14 protein-coding genes are annotated in these 14,850 nt (G+C 60.6%); 9 read left to right on the top strand and 5 right to left on the bottom strand.

What is annotated here, in order from left to right:
• Window positions 1–148 precede the first annotated feature (148 nt).
• Both ACPYOP_RS27430 and hisG read left to right on the top strand, forming a co-directional pair.
• A complete protein-coding gene (locus ACPYOP_RS27430; protein ID WP_481413413.1) occupies window positions 149–1,267 on the top strand; it encodes an ATP phosphoribosyltransferase regulatory subunit in 1,119 nt (372 codons plus the stop codon).
• Entirely contained in the window at window positions 1,267–1,962 is a 696-nt protein-coding gene (hisG, locus tag ACPYOP_RS27425; RefSeq protein WP_481413412.1) for an ATP phosphoribosyltransferase, read from the top strand. The genes ACPYOP_RS27430 and hisG overlap by 1 nt, the downstream gene beginning before the upstream one ends.
• Window positions 1,963–2,038: 76 nt before the next feature.
• Here the strand turns inward: hisG and ACPYOP_RS27420 are convergent, their stop codons facing one another.
• Entirely contained in the window at window positions 2,039–2,482 is a 444-nt protein-coding gene (locus ACPYOP_RS27420; protein WP_481413411.1) for a DoxX family protein, read from the bottom strand.
• Between the two features lie 215 nt (window positions 2,483–2,697).
• Here ACPYOP_RS27420 and ACPYOP_RS27415 point away from each other — a divergent pair, with 215 nt between their 5' ends.
• A complete protein-coding gene (locus ACPYOP_RS27415) occupies window positions 2,698–3,405 on the top strand; it encodes a glutathione binding-like protein (RefSeq protein ID WP_481413410.1) in 708 nt (235 codons plus the stop codon).
• Between the two features lie 87 nt (window positions 3,406–3,492).
• Here ACPYOP_RS27415 and ACPYOP_RS27410 read toward each other — a convergent pair whose 3' ends face one another.
• The 3 genes from ACPYOP_RS27410 to groES all read right to left on the bottom strand — a co-directional run bounded on the left by ACPYOP_RS27410 (window position 3,493) and on the right by groES (window position 6,429).
• The gene (locus tag ACPYOP_RS27410; protein ID WP_481413409.1) at window positions 3,493–3,939 is read right to left on the bottom strand and encodes a hypothetical protein; all 447 of its coding nucleotides are present in this window, start codon (window positions 3,937–3,939) and stop codon (window positions 3,493–3,495) included.
• Between the two features lie 480 nt (window positions 3,940–4,419).
• Complete coding sequence (groL, locus tag ACPYOP_RS27405) at window positions 4,420–6,060, bottom strand: chaperonin GroEL (protein ID WP_481413408.1); 1,641 nt, start codon at window positions 6,058–6,060, stop codon at window positions 4,420–4,422.
• 72 nt (window positions 6,061–6,132) lie between these two features.
• Window positions 6,133–6,429 (bottom strand): co-chaperone GroES, encoded by a 297-nt coding sequence (gene groES / locus ACPYOP_RS27400; protein ID WP_004109735.1) that lies wholly within the window; start codon window positions 6,427–6,429, stop codon window positions 6,133–6,135.
• Between the two features lie 425 nt (window positions 6,430–6,854).
• Here groES and ACPYOP_RS27395 point away from each other — a divergent pair, with 425 nt between their 5' ends.
• The 6 genes from ACPYOP_RS27395 to ACPYOP_RS27370 all read left to right on the top strand — a co-directional run bounded on the left by ACPYOP_RS27395 (window position 6,855) and on the right by ACPYOP_RS27370 (window position 14,445).
• Complete coding sequence (locus ACPYOP_RS27395) at window positions 6,855–7,703, top strand: TIGR01459 family HAD-type hydrolase (RefSeq protein WP_481413407.1); 849 nt, start codon at window positions 6,855–6,857, stop codon at window positions 7,701–7,703.
• A gap of 15 nt (window positions 7,704–7,718) precedes the next feature.
• Window positions 7,719–8,702 carry a bifunctional riboflavin kinase/FAD synthetase gene (locus ACPYOP_RS27390; protein ID WP_481413406.1) on the top strand — a complete coding sequence of 328 codons (984 nt, stop codon included), beginning with the start codon at window positions 7,719–7,721 and terminating at the stop codon, window positions 8,700–8,702.
• A 133-nt stretch (window positions 8,703–8,835) separates the two neighbouring features.
• On the top strand, window positions 8,836–9,033 hold the full coding sequence (locus ACPYOP_RS27385; RefSeq protein ID WP_034488324.1) for a DUF3311 domain-containing protein: 198 nt from the start codon (window positions 8,836–8,838) through the stop codon (window positions 9,031–9,033).
• Window positions 9,023–10,498, top strand: a complete 1,476-nt coding sequence (mctP, locus tag ACPYOP_RS27380; protein ID WP_481413405.1) for a monocarboxylate uptake permease MctP — start codon at window positions 9,023–9,025, stop codon at window positions 10,496–10,498. The genes ACPYOP_RS27385 and mctP overlap by 11 nt, the downstream gene beginning before the upstream one ends.
• 300 nt (window positions 10,499–10,798) lie before the next feature.
• Entirely contained in the window at window positions 10,799–13,681 is a 2,883-nt protein-coding gene (gene ileS, locus ACPYOP_RS27375; RefSeq protein WP_481413404.1) for an isoleucine--tRNA ligase, read from the top strand.
• Between the two features lie 134 nt (window positions 13,682–13,815).
• On the top strand, window positions 13,816–14,445 hold the full coding sequence (locus ACPYOP_RS27370; RefSeq protein ID WP_481413403.1) for a hypothetical protein: 630 nt from the start codon (window positions 13,816–13,818) through the stop codon (window positions 14,443–14,445).
• Window positions 14,446–14,583: 138 nt separating this feature from the next.
• On the opposite strand, the gene ACPYOP_RS27365 is transcribed toward ACPYOP_RS27370, so the two are convergent.
• The coding region (locus ACPYOP_RS27365; RefSeq protein ID WP_481413402.1) for a nucleoside deaminase at window positions 14,584–14,850 on the bottom strand (267 nt) is incomplete at its 5' end.

Raw genomic sequence — 14,850 nt, 5'->3', positions numbered from 1 at the left:
GGCCCGAAGGGTCGGATGAGGGGGGCTCTCGGCTCGCGCGAGCTATTCATCATCTGGCGCTTGGTATCCTCGTCACTTCGTTCCTCGACCCCCTCATCCGCCTTGTCAGGCACCTTCTCCCCGCTGGGGAGACGGAGAGAATAGCCCCATGCCCCTGATCAACCTTCCAGATTTCGCCGATGATCTCCTGGCCGAGTTCGGCACCCGCCGGACGGAGCGGGTGGATACCCCCATCATCCAGCCGGCCGAGCCCTTTCTTGATATGGCCGGCGAGGATCTTCGCCGGCGCATCTTCATGACGGAGAGCGAAACCGGCGCCAGCCTTTGCCTGCGGCCGGAGTTCACCATTCCGGTCTGTCTGCGCCATATCGAAACCGCCACGGGCACGCCGAAGCGCTATTCCTATCTCGGCGAGATCTTTCGTCAGCGCCGCGAAGGCGGCCATGAGTTCTATCAGGCCGGCATCGAGGATCTGGGTGACCGCGATACGGCCGGCGCCGACGCTCGCGTCATCGGCGATGCCATCGCTATCCTGACCCGTTTGGTCCCCGGCAAGCCGCTGTCCGTGACGCTTGGCGATCAGGCCGTGTTCGAAGCTGTGGTCCAGGCGCTCGGGCTGCCATCCGGCTGGCAGAAGCGGCTTATCCATGCCTTCGGGAATATGATGCAGCTCGAAACCCTGCTGGCGCATCTCGCAAGCCCACAGCCTGTCCCCGGGCTCGATGCGCATGTGCTCGATTTCCTCAATCGCGGCGATGAGCAGGGGCTGGTCAAGCATATCGATGCGACCATGCAGGCAACCGGGTATTCCACCAATGCCAGCCGTTCGCCACAGGAGATCGCCCGCCGCCTTCGCGAGAAGCTGGTCCTGTCGGAAACGCGGCTCGATGATGCCGCCTTCCGTGTACTGGAGGAGTTTCTATCGCTGACCGTGCCGTTGGCGGATGCCTCCGCGGCACTGGCCGGCTTTGCCAATGCGGCAGGCCTGGAGCTGGGCGCGGCTCTGAAGAATTTCGACGCCCGCGTCAAAGCACTGGCGGATGCCGGCGTCGATGCCTCGAAGATCGACTATCGCGCCGCCTTCGGCCGTCCGCTTGATTATTATACCGGCCTCGTCTTCGAAGTGACGGTTGAGGGATCGAGCGAGGTGCTCGCCGGCGGCGGCCGCTTCGACCGGCTGATGACCCTGCTCGGAGCCAAGGATCACATTCCGGCTGTCGGCTTCGCGCTCTGGCTCGACCGCATCGAAACCGCGAGGGCGGCCTGATGACCATCACGATTGCGCTTCCCTCCAAGGGCCGGATGAAGGACGATTGCTCGGCTGTTTTCGAACGTGCCGGCATGCCCATCGTCGCAGTCGGCAATGACCGTTCCTATCGCGGCCGTGTCGAAGGTTGGGACGGTGTCGAGATCGCCTTCCTGTCTGCCTCGGAAATCTCGCGCGAGATCGGCAATGGCAGCGTCGATTTCGGCATTACCGGCGAAGACCTCGTGCGAGAGGGTGTGGCGGAGGCCGACCGCCGCGTCGAATTCTGCGCAAGGCTCGGCTTCGGCCATGCCGATGTCGTCGTCGCGGTGCCGGATATCTGGCTCGATGTCGACACCATGGCCGATCTCGGCGATGTCGCCGCCGATTTCCGCGCCCGTCACGGCCGCAGGCTGACGGTCGCGACGAAGTACTGGCGGCTGACGCAGCAGTTCTTTTCGAGCCAGCACGGTATCCAGCTCTACCGCATCGTCGAAAGCCTCGGCGCCACGGAGGGCGCACCTGCTGCCGGTTCTGCCGACATCATCGTCGACATCACCTCCACCGGCTCGACGCTGCGTGCGAACCATTTGAAGGTCCTGTCGGACGGGATCATCCTGCGCTCGGAGGCTTGCCTGGTGCGTGCCCGCAAGGAAAGTCACGAGGGCGATCCGATGGTTCAGCGCATCATTTCGGCGGTGCGCAGCGCACTGTGAGGATTCAGCTTCTTATTCACGCAAAAAGGCCCGCCAGAATTCTGGCGGGCCTTTTGTCTTGGGAAGTATGCGGCAATCAGGCGGTTGCGTAGGTACCGCGACGGGCATCGACCGAGTAGGCGCCAGCGCCGTTGGTGGCGAGCATGATGTAGGCGCCGGCGAGCGTGACGTTCTTCAGGAAGTTGACGAAGTTCAGGCCGTTGATCCAGCCGTTGGCGGCAGCCGGGAAGTCCGGAACGTTGACGGTACCCAGGTGGAAGACGACGCCGGTGAAGACGCAGAAAGCGGCAAGCAGCCAGCCGACGATGCGGACCTGGAAGCCGATGAGAACGCAGACGCCGGTGATGAATTCGAAGGCGCCGGCGACATAGGTCAGCAGCGTCGAAGCGGGCAGGCCGGCGCCGGCGATCATACCGGCGGTGCCGGACGGATCGGTCAGCTTGCCGAAGCCGGCGAAGATGAACATGAAAGCGAGCAGAATGCGCGCCACGAGAATGATGACATTGTTGGTATTGGACATGATGATCTCCAGTGAATTGAGTTCGGATCGGGTGGCGACAATTTCTGGAGGCAGATATTCGTGATTTTCAGGCAATTGAAAAGATAAACAACTGCGTACAATTAGTTCACAATCATTGAACAATAGCGCCGCCCACGCGCTCTTCCCATCGGCTTCATATCCGCTATGGTGGCGCAAATTTATTCGCCAAATCATGATCTTTGGAAGGAAATCCCATGGCCGATCTGTCCTCGTTTCCGATCACGAAGCGCTGGCCCGCCAGCAATTCTGATATCATCCAGCTCTATTCGCTGCCGACGCCGAACGGCGTGAAGGTTTCGATTGCGCTGGAAGAACTCGGCCTGCCCTATGAGCCGCATCTGGTTTCTTTCGGTACTAACGACCAGAAGTCCCCTGAATTCGTTTCGCTGAACCCGAACGGCCGCATTCCCGCGATCATCGATCCCAACGGTCCGGATGGCAAACCGATCGGTCTGTTCGAATCGGGCGCAATCCTGGTCTATCTCGCGGAAAAGACCGGCAAGCTCATTCCGGCCGATGCCGCCGGGCGTTATGAGACGATGGAATGGGTCTTCTTCCAGATGGGCGGCATCGGTCCGATGTTCGGCCAGTTCGGCCACTTCTTCAAATTCGCGGCCGAAAAGGTCGCCAACAATTCCTATCCTGTCGAGCGTTATCGCGACGAGGCCAAGCGCCTGTTGAGCGTTCTGGAGGGTCGCCTGCAGGGCCGTCAGTGGATCATGGGCGACGAATATACCATTGCCGACATCACCACCTTCCCATGGGTCCGCGGCGTCGATGTCTTTTATGGCGGCCGTGAAGTCCTCGAACTCGAAAGCTTCCCCTCGGTCATGAGCTGGCTTGATCGTGCTCTCGCGCGCCCGGCAAGTCAGCGCGGCCTCAATATTCCGAAGCGGGATTGATTGACTTAACACAGGTCAGGCGTATTCACCTTTGCCGCACAAAAGTGCGGCGATGACGGACCAACCTGACCATCATCAACAATTGCTTTACTGCCGGGCCGCCAACTGGCTGCCCTGATCCGGCTTGAAGCGTGGAAACAGGAAGACGCCGACCATGCTGCCCGTGTGTTGCCCATCCGCAGTAACGGATTCGCCGACGCAGAAGATCGGCTGGCGATAGCCGCCGGCGCCAAGCGTCGTGGTGGAATAGCAGAAAGAGGAATTGGTGGTTGCCGCCTGTTCGAACAGATCGAGGATGCGCACTCGATCATGCGCGTCGTAGCAGTGCATCAGGCTGAGGAGACCGCATTCCGAGGAGGTCAGGCCATGCAGCATCGTGCTCCATTGCCCGAGCTTGATGATGCCGCTCGACAGATCGCCCGTCCAGCCCTCGGAAACGCAGAACTGCGCGACTAGGTCAGGATTGTGGCCGTCAAACTCCAGCGAGCCCGGCGCAAACGGTGCGGCAAAATTGGCCTTGGCAATCTTGAACAAGATGATCCCCACTTGAGCGCATGGTCCTCCTGCGCTTCACCCAAATTCCCATGCATCTTCCGGTTGGAATGTCTTTCCGCGTGCCGCGCCTCACGAAAAAGCGGGGCATTCGGCTCCATTGATTCCATTTTTCGTCATGCTTCTTTCGGGCTTGCGATCCCGTCTGCGAAGTCATTTCAAGTAAAAAATCCGGACGCCTATCAATTCACAAGATCATGATCATGCACGGGCGCTGATTAAGCGTGCCGAAAATAAGTAAAATTTGCGTGCATTGCAGCTAACTCTCTAAAATCGCTGCGCTGGGATTTATAGGAGCTTTTTCAAAAACGGCAATGGGGCAATTTGCATAAATTTGCGCTACGCGAAACTTGCGGGTCTCATCCCGAAACCATAGGCGCACAAACGAAAAGGGCGGCTCGAGAGCCGCCCTTCGTCAATTCCGTATGTCGGATTGAACAATCGCAACAGGCCGTTGGCCTATTACATCATGTCCATGCCGCCCATGCCGCCCATGCCGCCCGGCATGCCGCCAGGGGCATCCTTCTTCGGCAGTTCGGCGATCATGGCTTCGGTGGTGATCAGCAGCGAAGCAACCGAAGCTGCGTCCTGCAGAGCCGTGCGAACGACCTTGACCGGGTCGACGATGCCCATGGCGATCATGTCGCCGTAGACGCCCGTCTGAGCGTTGTAGCCGAAGTTGTCTTCGTTCTTGTCGAGGATCTTGCCGACAACGATGGAGGCTTCATCACCAGCGTTTTCAGCGATCTGGCGGCAAGGAGCCTGCAGAGCGCGGCGAACGATGTTGATGCCGGCTTCCTGGTCGTCGTTTTCACCCTTGACGGTGATCTTGACGGAGGAGCGCAGCAGAGCCGTACCGCCGCCCGGTACGATGCCTTCCTGAACGGCAGCGCGCGTCGCGTTGAGAGCGTCGTCGATGCGGTCCTTCTTTTCCTTCACTTCGATTTCCGTCGAACCGCCGACGCGGATAACGGCAACGCCGCCAGCGAGCTTGGCAAGACGTTCCTGCAGCTTCTCGCGGTCGTAATCGGAGGTGGTTTCTTCGATCTGAGCCTTGATCTGGGCAACGCGGCCTTCGATGTCGGACTTAGCGCCGGCGCCGTCGACGATCGTGGTGTTTTCCTTGGAGATCGAAACCTTCTTGGAACGGCCGAGCATGTCGAGGGTAACCGACTCGAGCTTGATGCCGAGGTCTTCGGAAATGACAGTGCCGCCTGTCAGGATGGCGATGTCTTCCAGCATGGCCTTGCGGCGGTCGCCGAAGCCCGGAGCCTTGACGGCAGCGATCTTCAGACCACCGCGCAGCTTGTTGACGACGAGGGTCGCAAGAGCTTCGCCTTCAACGTCTTCAGCGATGATGAGGAGCGGCTTGCCGGTCTGAACGACGGCTTCGAGAACCGGAAGCATGGCCTGCAGGTTCGAGAGCTTCTTCTCGTGGAGCAGGATGAACGCGTCTTCGAGGTCGGCGATCATCTTTTCCGGGTTGGTCACGAAGTAGGGGCTGAGGTAGCCGCGGTCGAACTGCATGCCTTCGACGACTTCGAGTTCGGTTTCGGCGGTCTTGGCTTCTTCAACCGTGATGACGCCTTCGTTGCCGACCTTCTGCATGGCTTCGGCAATATCGAGACCGATCTGCTTTTCGCCGTTTGCGGAGATCGTGCCGACCTGTGCGACTTCTTCCGACGTGTTGATCTTCTTGGCCTTGGCTTGGAGATCCTTGACGACTTCAGCAACGGCGAGATCGATGCCGCGCTTCAGGTCCATCGGGTTCATGCCGGCTGCAACGGCCTTGGCGCCTTCGCGAACGATGGCCTGGGCAAGAACAGTTGCGGTCGTGGTGCCGTCGCCGGCGATGTCGTTGGTCTTCGAAGCAACTTCGCGGACCATCTGGGCGCCCATGTTTTCGAACTTGTCTTCGAGTTCGATTTCCTTGGCGACGGTGACGCCGTCCTTGGTGATGCGCGGAGCGCCGAAGGACTTGTCGATAACGACGTTACGACCCTTCGGGCCGAGCGTGACCTTCACGGCGTCAGCGAGGATGTCGACGCCACGAAGCATCTTTTCGCGGGCGCTGCGGCCGAATTTTACTTCTTTAGCTGCCATGTTTGAAACTCCTGAATTCGCGTTTTCCGGGTTTGTGGCCCGTCAGCTTTATCGGAAAGGGAACCGGCTGGATTAGCCGATGATGCCCATGATGTCGGCTTCCTTCATGATCAGAAGGTCTTCGCCGTTGAGCTTGACTTCGGTGCCGGACCACTTGCCGAACAGAACGCGATCGCCAACCTTGACGTCGAGTGCTACGACCTTGCCGGACTCATCGCGAGCGCCGGAACCGACGGCGACGATTTCGCCTTCCTGCGGCTTTTCCTTGGCGGTGTCGGGAATGATGATGCCACCCTTGGTCTTTTCTTCCGACTCGACGCGACGAACGACGACACGGTCATGAAGGGGGCGGAAATTGGTGCTTGCCATTGTCTAATCCCTCGATCAAATGACATTCACGGATCAGCGGGGGATCCGTATGGACTTTGTTAGCACTCAGCCTGTGAGAGTGCTAGCGACGGTGATTTAGGGGTGGCTCCCAGACGAGTCAAGAACAGCACTGTGAATTTTTTGCGGCGCCGACCGGCTTGTGTCGAGCATGATTAACGACCGGGGCCGCCATACGTAGCATATCATTGCAACGGCTCTCTCATTTTGACCTTCCGCCGGAGGGGCTTGGCAACGCTCTTCCTGCTCGTTCCGCCAAGGTCTCCGCATGTGATTTCTGCCGCTTTTGAGCGTTGCTTCCGCTCGCCCCTTGAGCCTTGTGCGTCGCAAAAACCTTGCGCGCCGCTCTTGTAATTTGCCGGCCGGTTTGCGATGTCAGCCCGTGATTTATTTGGCGCGAGGATGGCATGGGCAAACGGATCGAAAGCTTTCGCGACATCGGCGGACTTTATGACGTTGCGCTCTGCGACGTCTGGGGCGTGCTCCACAATGGTGTCGCCGCCTACAGCGAAGCCTCGATCGCGCTCGAGGCCGCCCGCGCCGAGGGGTTGACCGTCGTCCTCATTACCAATTCCCCGCGCGTCGCTCCCAAAGTGGTCGAGCAGCTCAGAGCGATCGGCGTACCCGACAGCGTTTACGATCGCATCATCACGTCGGGCGATGTCACCCGCAAGCTGATCGCCGAGGGACCGAAGAAGGTGTTCCTGCTCGGGCCGGAGCGCGATATCGGCATTCTTGAAGGCCTCGACGTGCAGCGCGTGGATGCGAGCGAGGCCGAGAGCATCGTCTGCACCGGCTTCTTCGATGACGAGACCGAGACACCCGATGACTATACCGATATGCTGACGGCCTGGTCCGCCCGCAACGTGCCGCTGATCTGCGCCAATCCGGATCTCGTGGTCGAGCGTGGCCACCGGATGATCCCCTGCGCCGGCGCCATGGCCGCCTATTACGAGCGGCTTGGGGGTGAGACGCGCATCGCGGGCAAACCGCACCAGCCGATCTATGATGCAGCGCTCGCGGCGGCCCGCGAGGTTCGCAGTGAATTCCCGCTGTCCCGCGTGGTCGCGATCGGCGACGGCATGCCGACCGACGTGCGCGGCGCACTCGATTACGGCCTCGATCTTCTTTATATCAGCCATGGCATCCACGCCCGCGAATATGTCGTCGAGGGGCATACGGACGAGGCCGCTCTCGGCGCCTTCCTGGCGCGCGAGCAGGCTTCGCCGAAGTGGTGGATGCCGCGCCTTGTCTGAGGAGAGTGGCACACGATGACCGTTTTCCATCGCAATGAGACCCGGGAGCCGCTTCCCGATGCCTTGAAGGGCGGTGTCATCGCCATCGGCAATTTCGATGGCGTGCATCGTGGCCATCAGTCCGTGCTCACGCGCGCGCTGGAGATCGCCAGGGAACGCGGCATTCCAGCCCTCGTGCTGACCTTCGAGCCGCATCCGCGCACCATATTCAAGCCCGAGCAGCCGGTCTTTCGGCTGACCCCCGCACCGTTGAGGGCGCGTCTCCTGGAAGCTCTCGGCTTCAACGCCGTCATCGAATATCCCTTCGATCGCGCCTTCTCGCAGCGTTCGGCGGATGAATTCGTCCATTCGATCCTGATCGACTGGCTGCATGCCTCGGAAGTCGTCACCGGTTTCGATTTCCATTTTGGCCACGATCGCCAGGGCGGTCCGGCTTTTCTCATGAATGCCGGCAGCCACAACGGCTTCGGCGTGACGCTCATCGATGCCTTCCGCGATGAGAATACCGAGGTCATCTCGTCGAGCCGCATCCGTACGCTGCTGGCCGAAGGCGATGTCGCCCAGGCCGCCGGCCTGCTCGGATACCGCTTCACGGTCGAGGCGCCCGTCATCGGCGGCGAGAAGCTGGGCCGCACCCTCGGCTTCCCCACGGCAAACATGCAGCTTCCGTCGGAAATATCGCTGAGATCGGGCATTTATGCCGTCCGCTTCCGCACGGCCGATGGCGTCATCCGTGATGCCGTTGCCAGCTACGGACGCCGCCCGACGGTAACCGACAATGGCGCGCCGCTGCTCGAGACCTTCGTCTTCGATTTCAGCGGCAATCTCTATGGGCAGATCTGCTCGGTCTCCTTCTTTGGCTACCTCCGCCCCGAGCTGAAGTTCGACGGCCTCGACCCGCTGGTCGCGCAGATCCGCAAGGACGAGGAAGAGGCGCGGGCGCTGCTCGCCGGCGTTCAGCCGCTGAGCGAGCTCGATCGCATCATCGCATTCAGCTGATTTTATTCGGCATGCTGCGCGCGGAGATTGCGGCAGTGCAGTATGTTTTTGCCTTGAGCAGGTAAGAAGATGCTGCAATGCTCATATAGCTGGGTGCGAGTCGCGGCACCCATTTTTCCGAAAGGCGCACGAGATGGACAAACGCTTTGGGACGGCGGCCTGCTGGCTGCTCGTTATTCCCTATATTGGCTTGCTTTGGGTCCCCTTTTACAACAGCCACGATCCGGTGTTGTTCGGTTTCCCCTTCTTCTATTGGTATCAGCTGGCCTGGGTGCCGATCACCGCCATCCTGACGTGGATCGCCTATCGGAGCATGCGCCATGACGACTGAGATCGATACGACCGCACTCGCCGTCTTTATCTTCTTCCTGGCGCTGGTGACCGTGATGGGCTTTGTCGCGGCGCGTTGGCGTCGGCCGAAGACCCTTGCCCATATCGACGAATGGGGCCTTGGCGGACGCACCTTCGGCACCTGGATCACCTGGTTCCTGGTCGGTGGTGACTTCTACACCGCCTACACCGTCATCGCCGTCCCGGCCTTGGTCTATACGGTTGGCGCCTATGGCTTCTTCGCGCTGCCCTACACGATCGTGGTCTATCCTTTCGTCTTCATGGTCATGCCGCTTCTGTGGAGGCGCGCGAAGGATCACGGCTACGTCACGGCGGGCGATATCGTGCATGGCCAATATGGTTCGCGGGCGCTGGAATTGGCGGTCGCGCTCACCGGCGTCATCGCGACCATGCCCTATATCGCCCTGCAGCTCGTCGGCATGACGGCGGTCTTCAAGGCCCTGGGGCTCCATGGCGAACTGCCGCTCGCGGTGGCCTTCATCATTCTGGCTCTCTACACCTATTCGGCCGGCCTTCGCGCGCCGGCTCTGATCGCCTTCGTCAAGGACATCATGATCTACATCGTGGTGATCGCGGCCATCGCCCTGATCCCCGCAAAGCTCGGTGGCTATGCCAATGTCTTCGCCGCGGCCGATGCGGATTTCCAGGCCAAGGGCGCGGGCAGCCTTCTCCTCGGCGGTAACCAGTATGTCGCCTATGCGACGCTGGCGCTCGGCTCGGCGCTGGCGGCCTTCATGTATCCGCATACGCTCACCGGCATCTTTGCCTCCAACAGCGGCAATACTATCCGCAAGAATGCGGTGCTGTTGCCGGCTTATACGCTGCTGCTGGGTCTCTTGGCGTTGCTTGGCTATATGGGCCATGCCGCTCACCTGAAACTCGACAGCGCCAATGACGTGGTGCCGGCGCTGTTCCAGACCCTATTCTCGAGCTGGTTTGCGGGCTTTGCCTTTGCGGCGATTGCCATCGGCGCGCTCGTGCCGGCGGCCGTGATGAGCATTGGTGCCGCCAACCTCTTCACCCGCAACTTCTGGAAAGCCTATGTCGACCCGCAGGTTTCCGATGCCGGCGAGGCAAAGGTCGCCAAGATGACATCGCTCGTCGTCAAGGTCGGTGCGCTTCTCGTCATCATCTTCCTGCCGACGCAGTTCGCGCTCGATCTGCAATTGCTGGGCGGCATCTGGATCCTGCAGACGCTGCCGGCCCTGGTCTTCGGCCTCTACACCAAGTGGTTCCGCGCGCCGGCCCTGCTTGCGGGCTGGTTCGTCGGCTTCTTCGGCGGCACCTATCTCGTCTGGGATGCCGGCTGGAAACCGCTGCACATGATCCCGTTCGGTGAAGCCGGCTTCACCGTCTATACGGGGCTGCTGGCGCTTCTTGCCAATATCGTCGTGGCGGTCGTCCTCAACGCCGTCGTGCCGGCGAGGGCAGCAGCACGGGCCTGATCGGATAGACCTTCAAATTGGCCGCGGGCGGAAACGTCCGCGGCTTTTCTATGAATTGCCACGACTGTTTTCTCTTCCTTTCCCTGGAAAAAACGCCTATGAACCGGCGACCATGACCCAATTTCGGCTGAGCCACGCGATACGAATTATTGGCCCGGCCTTCCGCGCGCTTTAAGCTGCCGGAAGGTCCGGGTTTTTGGCGTCTCGTTCACGAGGCGCTTTCCGCCGCCGAAAAATCCCCGTATGGCTGCGCCAGTTGAGGCGCAAGACGCCCGAGACACCGAGGCAATTGTCACGACTATGACCGATACCGCTGAAAAGATGGATTACTCCAAGACCCTTTACCTGCCGGAAACCGATTTCCCGATGCGCGCCGGGCTGCCGCAGAAGGAGCCGGAACTGGTGAAGCGTTGGGAGGAGATGAACCTCTATAAGAAGCTGCGCTCTTCCGCCGCTGGCCGCGAAAAGTTCGTGCTGCATGATGGCCCGCCTTATGCCAATGGCCACATCCACATCGGCCATGCGCTGAACAAGATCCTCAAGGACGTCATCACCCGCTCGTTCCAGATGCGCGGCTATGACAGCAATTACGTTCCGGGCTGGGACTGCCACGGCCTGCCGATCGAATGGAAGATCGAGGAGAAATACCGCGAGAAGGGCAAGAACAAGGACGAGGTCCCGGTGAACGAGTTTCGCCAGGAATGCCGCGACTTTGCCGCCGGCTGGATCAAGATCCAGTCCGAGGAGTTCAAGCGCCTCGGCATCACGGGCGATTTCGACAATCCCTATCTGACCATGAACTTCCATGCGGAATCCCGCATCGCCGGCGAGCTTTTGAAGATCGCCCGTACCGGTCAGCTTTATCGTGGCTCCAAGCCGGTCATGTGGTCGGTGGTCGAGCGGACGGCTCTGGCCGAAGCCGAAGTCGAATATGCCGACGTCGAGAGCGACATGATCTGGGTGAAGTTCCCGGTGGCTGAAGGCCCGGCGCATCTCGCTGGCACCTTTGTCGTCATCTGGACGACCACCCCCTGGACGATCCCCGGCAATCGCGCGATCGCATACTCCTCGCGCGTGTCCTACGGCCTCTATGAGGTCACGGAAGCTGCCAATGATTTCGGCCCGCGCCCGGGCGAAAAGCTGATCTTTGCCGACAAGCTGGCAGAGGAATCTTTCGCCAAGGCAAAGCTGCAATACAAGCGCGTGAGCGACGTGACCGCCGCTGATCTGGCCGCACTCACCTGTGCTCATCCGCTCGCCTCTCTCGGCTACGGCTTCAAGGTGCCGCTGCTCGATGGCGATCACGTCACCGATGATGCCGGCACGGGTTTCGTGCACACGGCGCCCAGCCACGGCCGCGAAGACTTTGACGCCTGGACGTCGCATGCCCGCGATCTTGAAAAGCGCGGGATTTCCTCCGCCATCCCGTTCCCTGTCGACGACGCGGGCTTCTACACCGCCGATGCCCCGGGCTTCGAGGGTGGCCGTGTCATGGACGACAACGGCAAGAAGGGCAATGCCAACGACCTCGTCATCAAGGCGCTGATCGAGACGAACACGCTGTTTGCGCGCGGCAGGCTGAAGCATTCCTATCCGCACTCCTGGCGCTCCAAGAAGCCGGTCATCTTCCGCAACACGCCGCAATGGTTCGTCTATATGGACAAGGACTTTGCCGACGGTTCGACGCTGCGTTCGCGCGCCCTGAAGGCGATCGACGACACCCGTTTCGTGCCGGCTGCAGGCCAGAACCGCCTGCGCGCCATGATCGAGCAGCGCCCTGATTGGGTGCTGTCGCGCCAGCGCGCCTGGGGCGTGCCGATCGCGATCTTCGTCGACGAGCAGGGCAACATCCTGCAGGACGATCGTGTGAACGCCCGTATCCTCGAGGCTTTCGAGCAGGAAGGCGCCGATGCCTGGTTTGCCGAAGGTGCGCGTGAACGCTTCCTCGGCGAAAAGGCCAACGAGGCCTGGACGCAGGTCATGGATATCCTTGATGTCTGGTTCGATTCCGGTTCGACCCACACCTTCACGCTGGAAGACCGCCCGGACCTGAAATGGCCGGCGGACCTCTATCTCGAAGGCTCCGACCAGCATCGCGGCTGGTTCCATTCGTCGCTGCTCGAAAGTGCCGCGACGCGTGGCCGTGCGCCATACGATGCCGTCCTCACCCATGGCTTCACCATGGATGAGAAGGGCGAGAAGATGTCGAAATCCAAGGGCAACGTCACTTCGCCGCAAGAGGTGATGAAGGATGCGGGCGCCGACATCCTCCGCCTTTGGGTCATGACGTCGGACTATTCGGAAGATCTGCGCGTCGGCAAGGCCATCATCCAGACCAATGTCGATGCCTATCGCAAGCTGCGCAACACCATCCGCTGGATGCTCGGCACGCTGGCGCACGACAAGGGCGAAGTCATCCCCTATGCCGACATGCCGGAGCTGGAGCAGCTGATGCTGCACCGTCTCGCCGAGCTCGACGAACTGGTGCGGGAAAGCTACGACGCCTTCGACTTCAAGCGCATCGCCCGCGCTCTGATCGATTTCGCCAATGTCGAGCTTTCGGCCTTCTACTTCGACGTCCGCAAGGATGCGCTTTACTGCGATGCGCCGTCGAGCTTGCGCCGCCGCGCCTCGCTTGCCGTCATCCGCTCGATCTTCGACTGCATGGTGACGTGGCTGGCGCCGATGCTGCCCTTCACCACGGAAGAGGCATGGCTCTCGCGCAATCCGTCGGCAGTCTCTGTTCACCTCGAGCAGTTCGTCACCATTCCCGTCGAGTGGAAGAACGAGGCCTTGGCCGAGAAGTGGAAGAAGATCCGCGCCGTGCGCAGCGTGGTCACCGGTGCGCTGGAAATCGAACGCAAGGACAAGCGGATCGGCTCGTCGCTGGAAGCCGCTCCGGTGGTTTATATCGCTGATCCGGAGCTGTTGAAGGTGCTCGAAGGGCAGGACTTCTCCGAGATCTGCATCACCTCGGGCATCACTGTCCTCGGTGGCGAAGGTCCGACCGATGCGTTTCGCCTCGATGACACGGCCAAGGTCGGCGTGGTTCCGAAGCTTGCCGAAGGCCGCAAATGTGCCCGTTCCTGGCGCATCACCACCGATGTCGGCTCCGATCCGGAATATCCGGATGTCTCGGCTCGCGATGCCGCGGCCCTGCGCGAGCTGATGGCTGTCAACTGAAGAAACTTGCCGGATGAATTGCCTTTGCGGCGTTCATCCGGTAAAACCTGCCTGAAAATGGCCCGATTTTTGCGGCAGTTGCCGTCAAATGGGGTCTTGTTACGTTTATTCCGGCATGGCTGGGAAGGGTTTTCATGAGAGCGATGCATAGCGTTCGTGTCGGCGTCAGCTTGGCGGCACTTGTGATTGGCTGCGGTGCCATTTCCGGCTGCCTGAGCAGCCCGACTTACGGCACCGACAAGACGGCCGGCGTGCAGCTCCTGGATGACCTTGGCGATATCGCGTCTGTTTCGGCCGCAACGCCGAAAGAGAAGGGCGTGAAATATCCGAACCGCCCCGGCCTGGTTGTCGATGGTGCCAAGGATACTCTGACCGCGCCGCAGCAGTCGCTGGCAAGCAAGGACAATCCGGCCTGGCTGGAATCGCCGGAAGATGCGCGCAAGCGCCTCGCCGAAGAAGCCGACGAGAAGAAGAACGACGTCAATTATCGGTCGCCACTGGCCCAGGCCGACAGCAGCAGAAGCCGCATGACGGAAGCGCAGCAGACGGCCACCTATCGCGCCGCGCGCCAGGATCAAGCCGGCACCTATATCAACCAGCGCCGCTATCTGATCGACCCGCCGCAGCAATATCGCCAGGTTGCGGATCAGGCTGCCCTCGACGATCTCGGCACACCCGAATCCAAGAAAGAAAAAAAGCGCAAGAAGGATGCGGAGGCTGCGCAGCAGTCCAACAACAGCAGCTGGTGGAAGCCCTTCCAGTAAGAAGTTCTCAAAGCGGCGGCTACTGCATAATTTCCCCTTAAATCGAAATCGATTTAAGGGGAAATTATGCAGCATTTTAAATGTTACAGCGTCCTTAGCGCGTCTTGAAAGACGCGCGGCGCTGTAAACCGCCGCTTTTCAGTCCTCGGAGCGTTTCGCTTGAAAGAAGCCTCTAAGGATATCGGCGGATGCGGTCTCGCCGAGGCCGGAATAGACTTCCGGCGCATGATGACAGGTCGGCTGATGATAGAAGCGCACGCCATTGTCGACGCCTCCGCCTTTCGGATCCTCGGCGCCATAGTAAAGACGACGGATGCGCGCGAACGAAATGGCTGCGGCGCACATGGTGCAGGGCTCCAGAGTGACGTAGAGATCGGCGCCTGCGAGACGCTCCTGGCCAAGCTC

The sequence above is a fragment of the Rhizobium sp. KNZ2-6A genome, assembly GCF_056755475.1.
The sequence above is the reverse complement of the archived record's forward strand: the minus strand, read 5'-3'. Positions and strand labels throughout refer to the sequence as shown.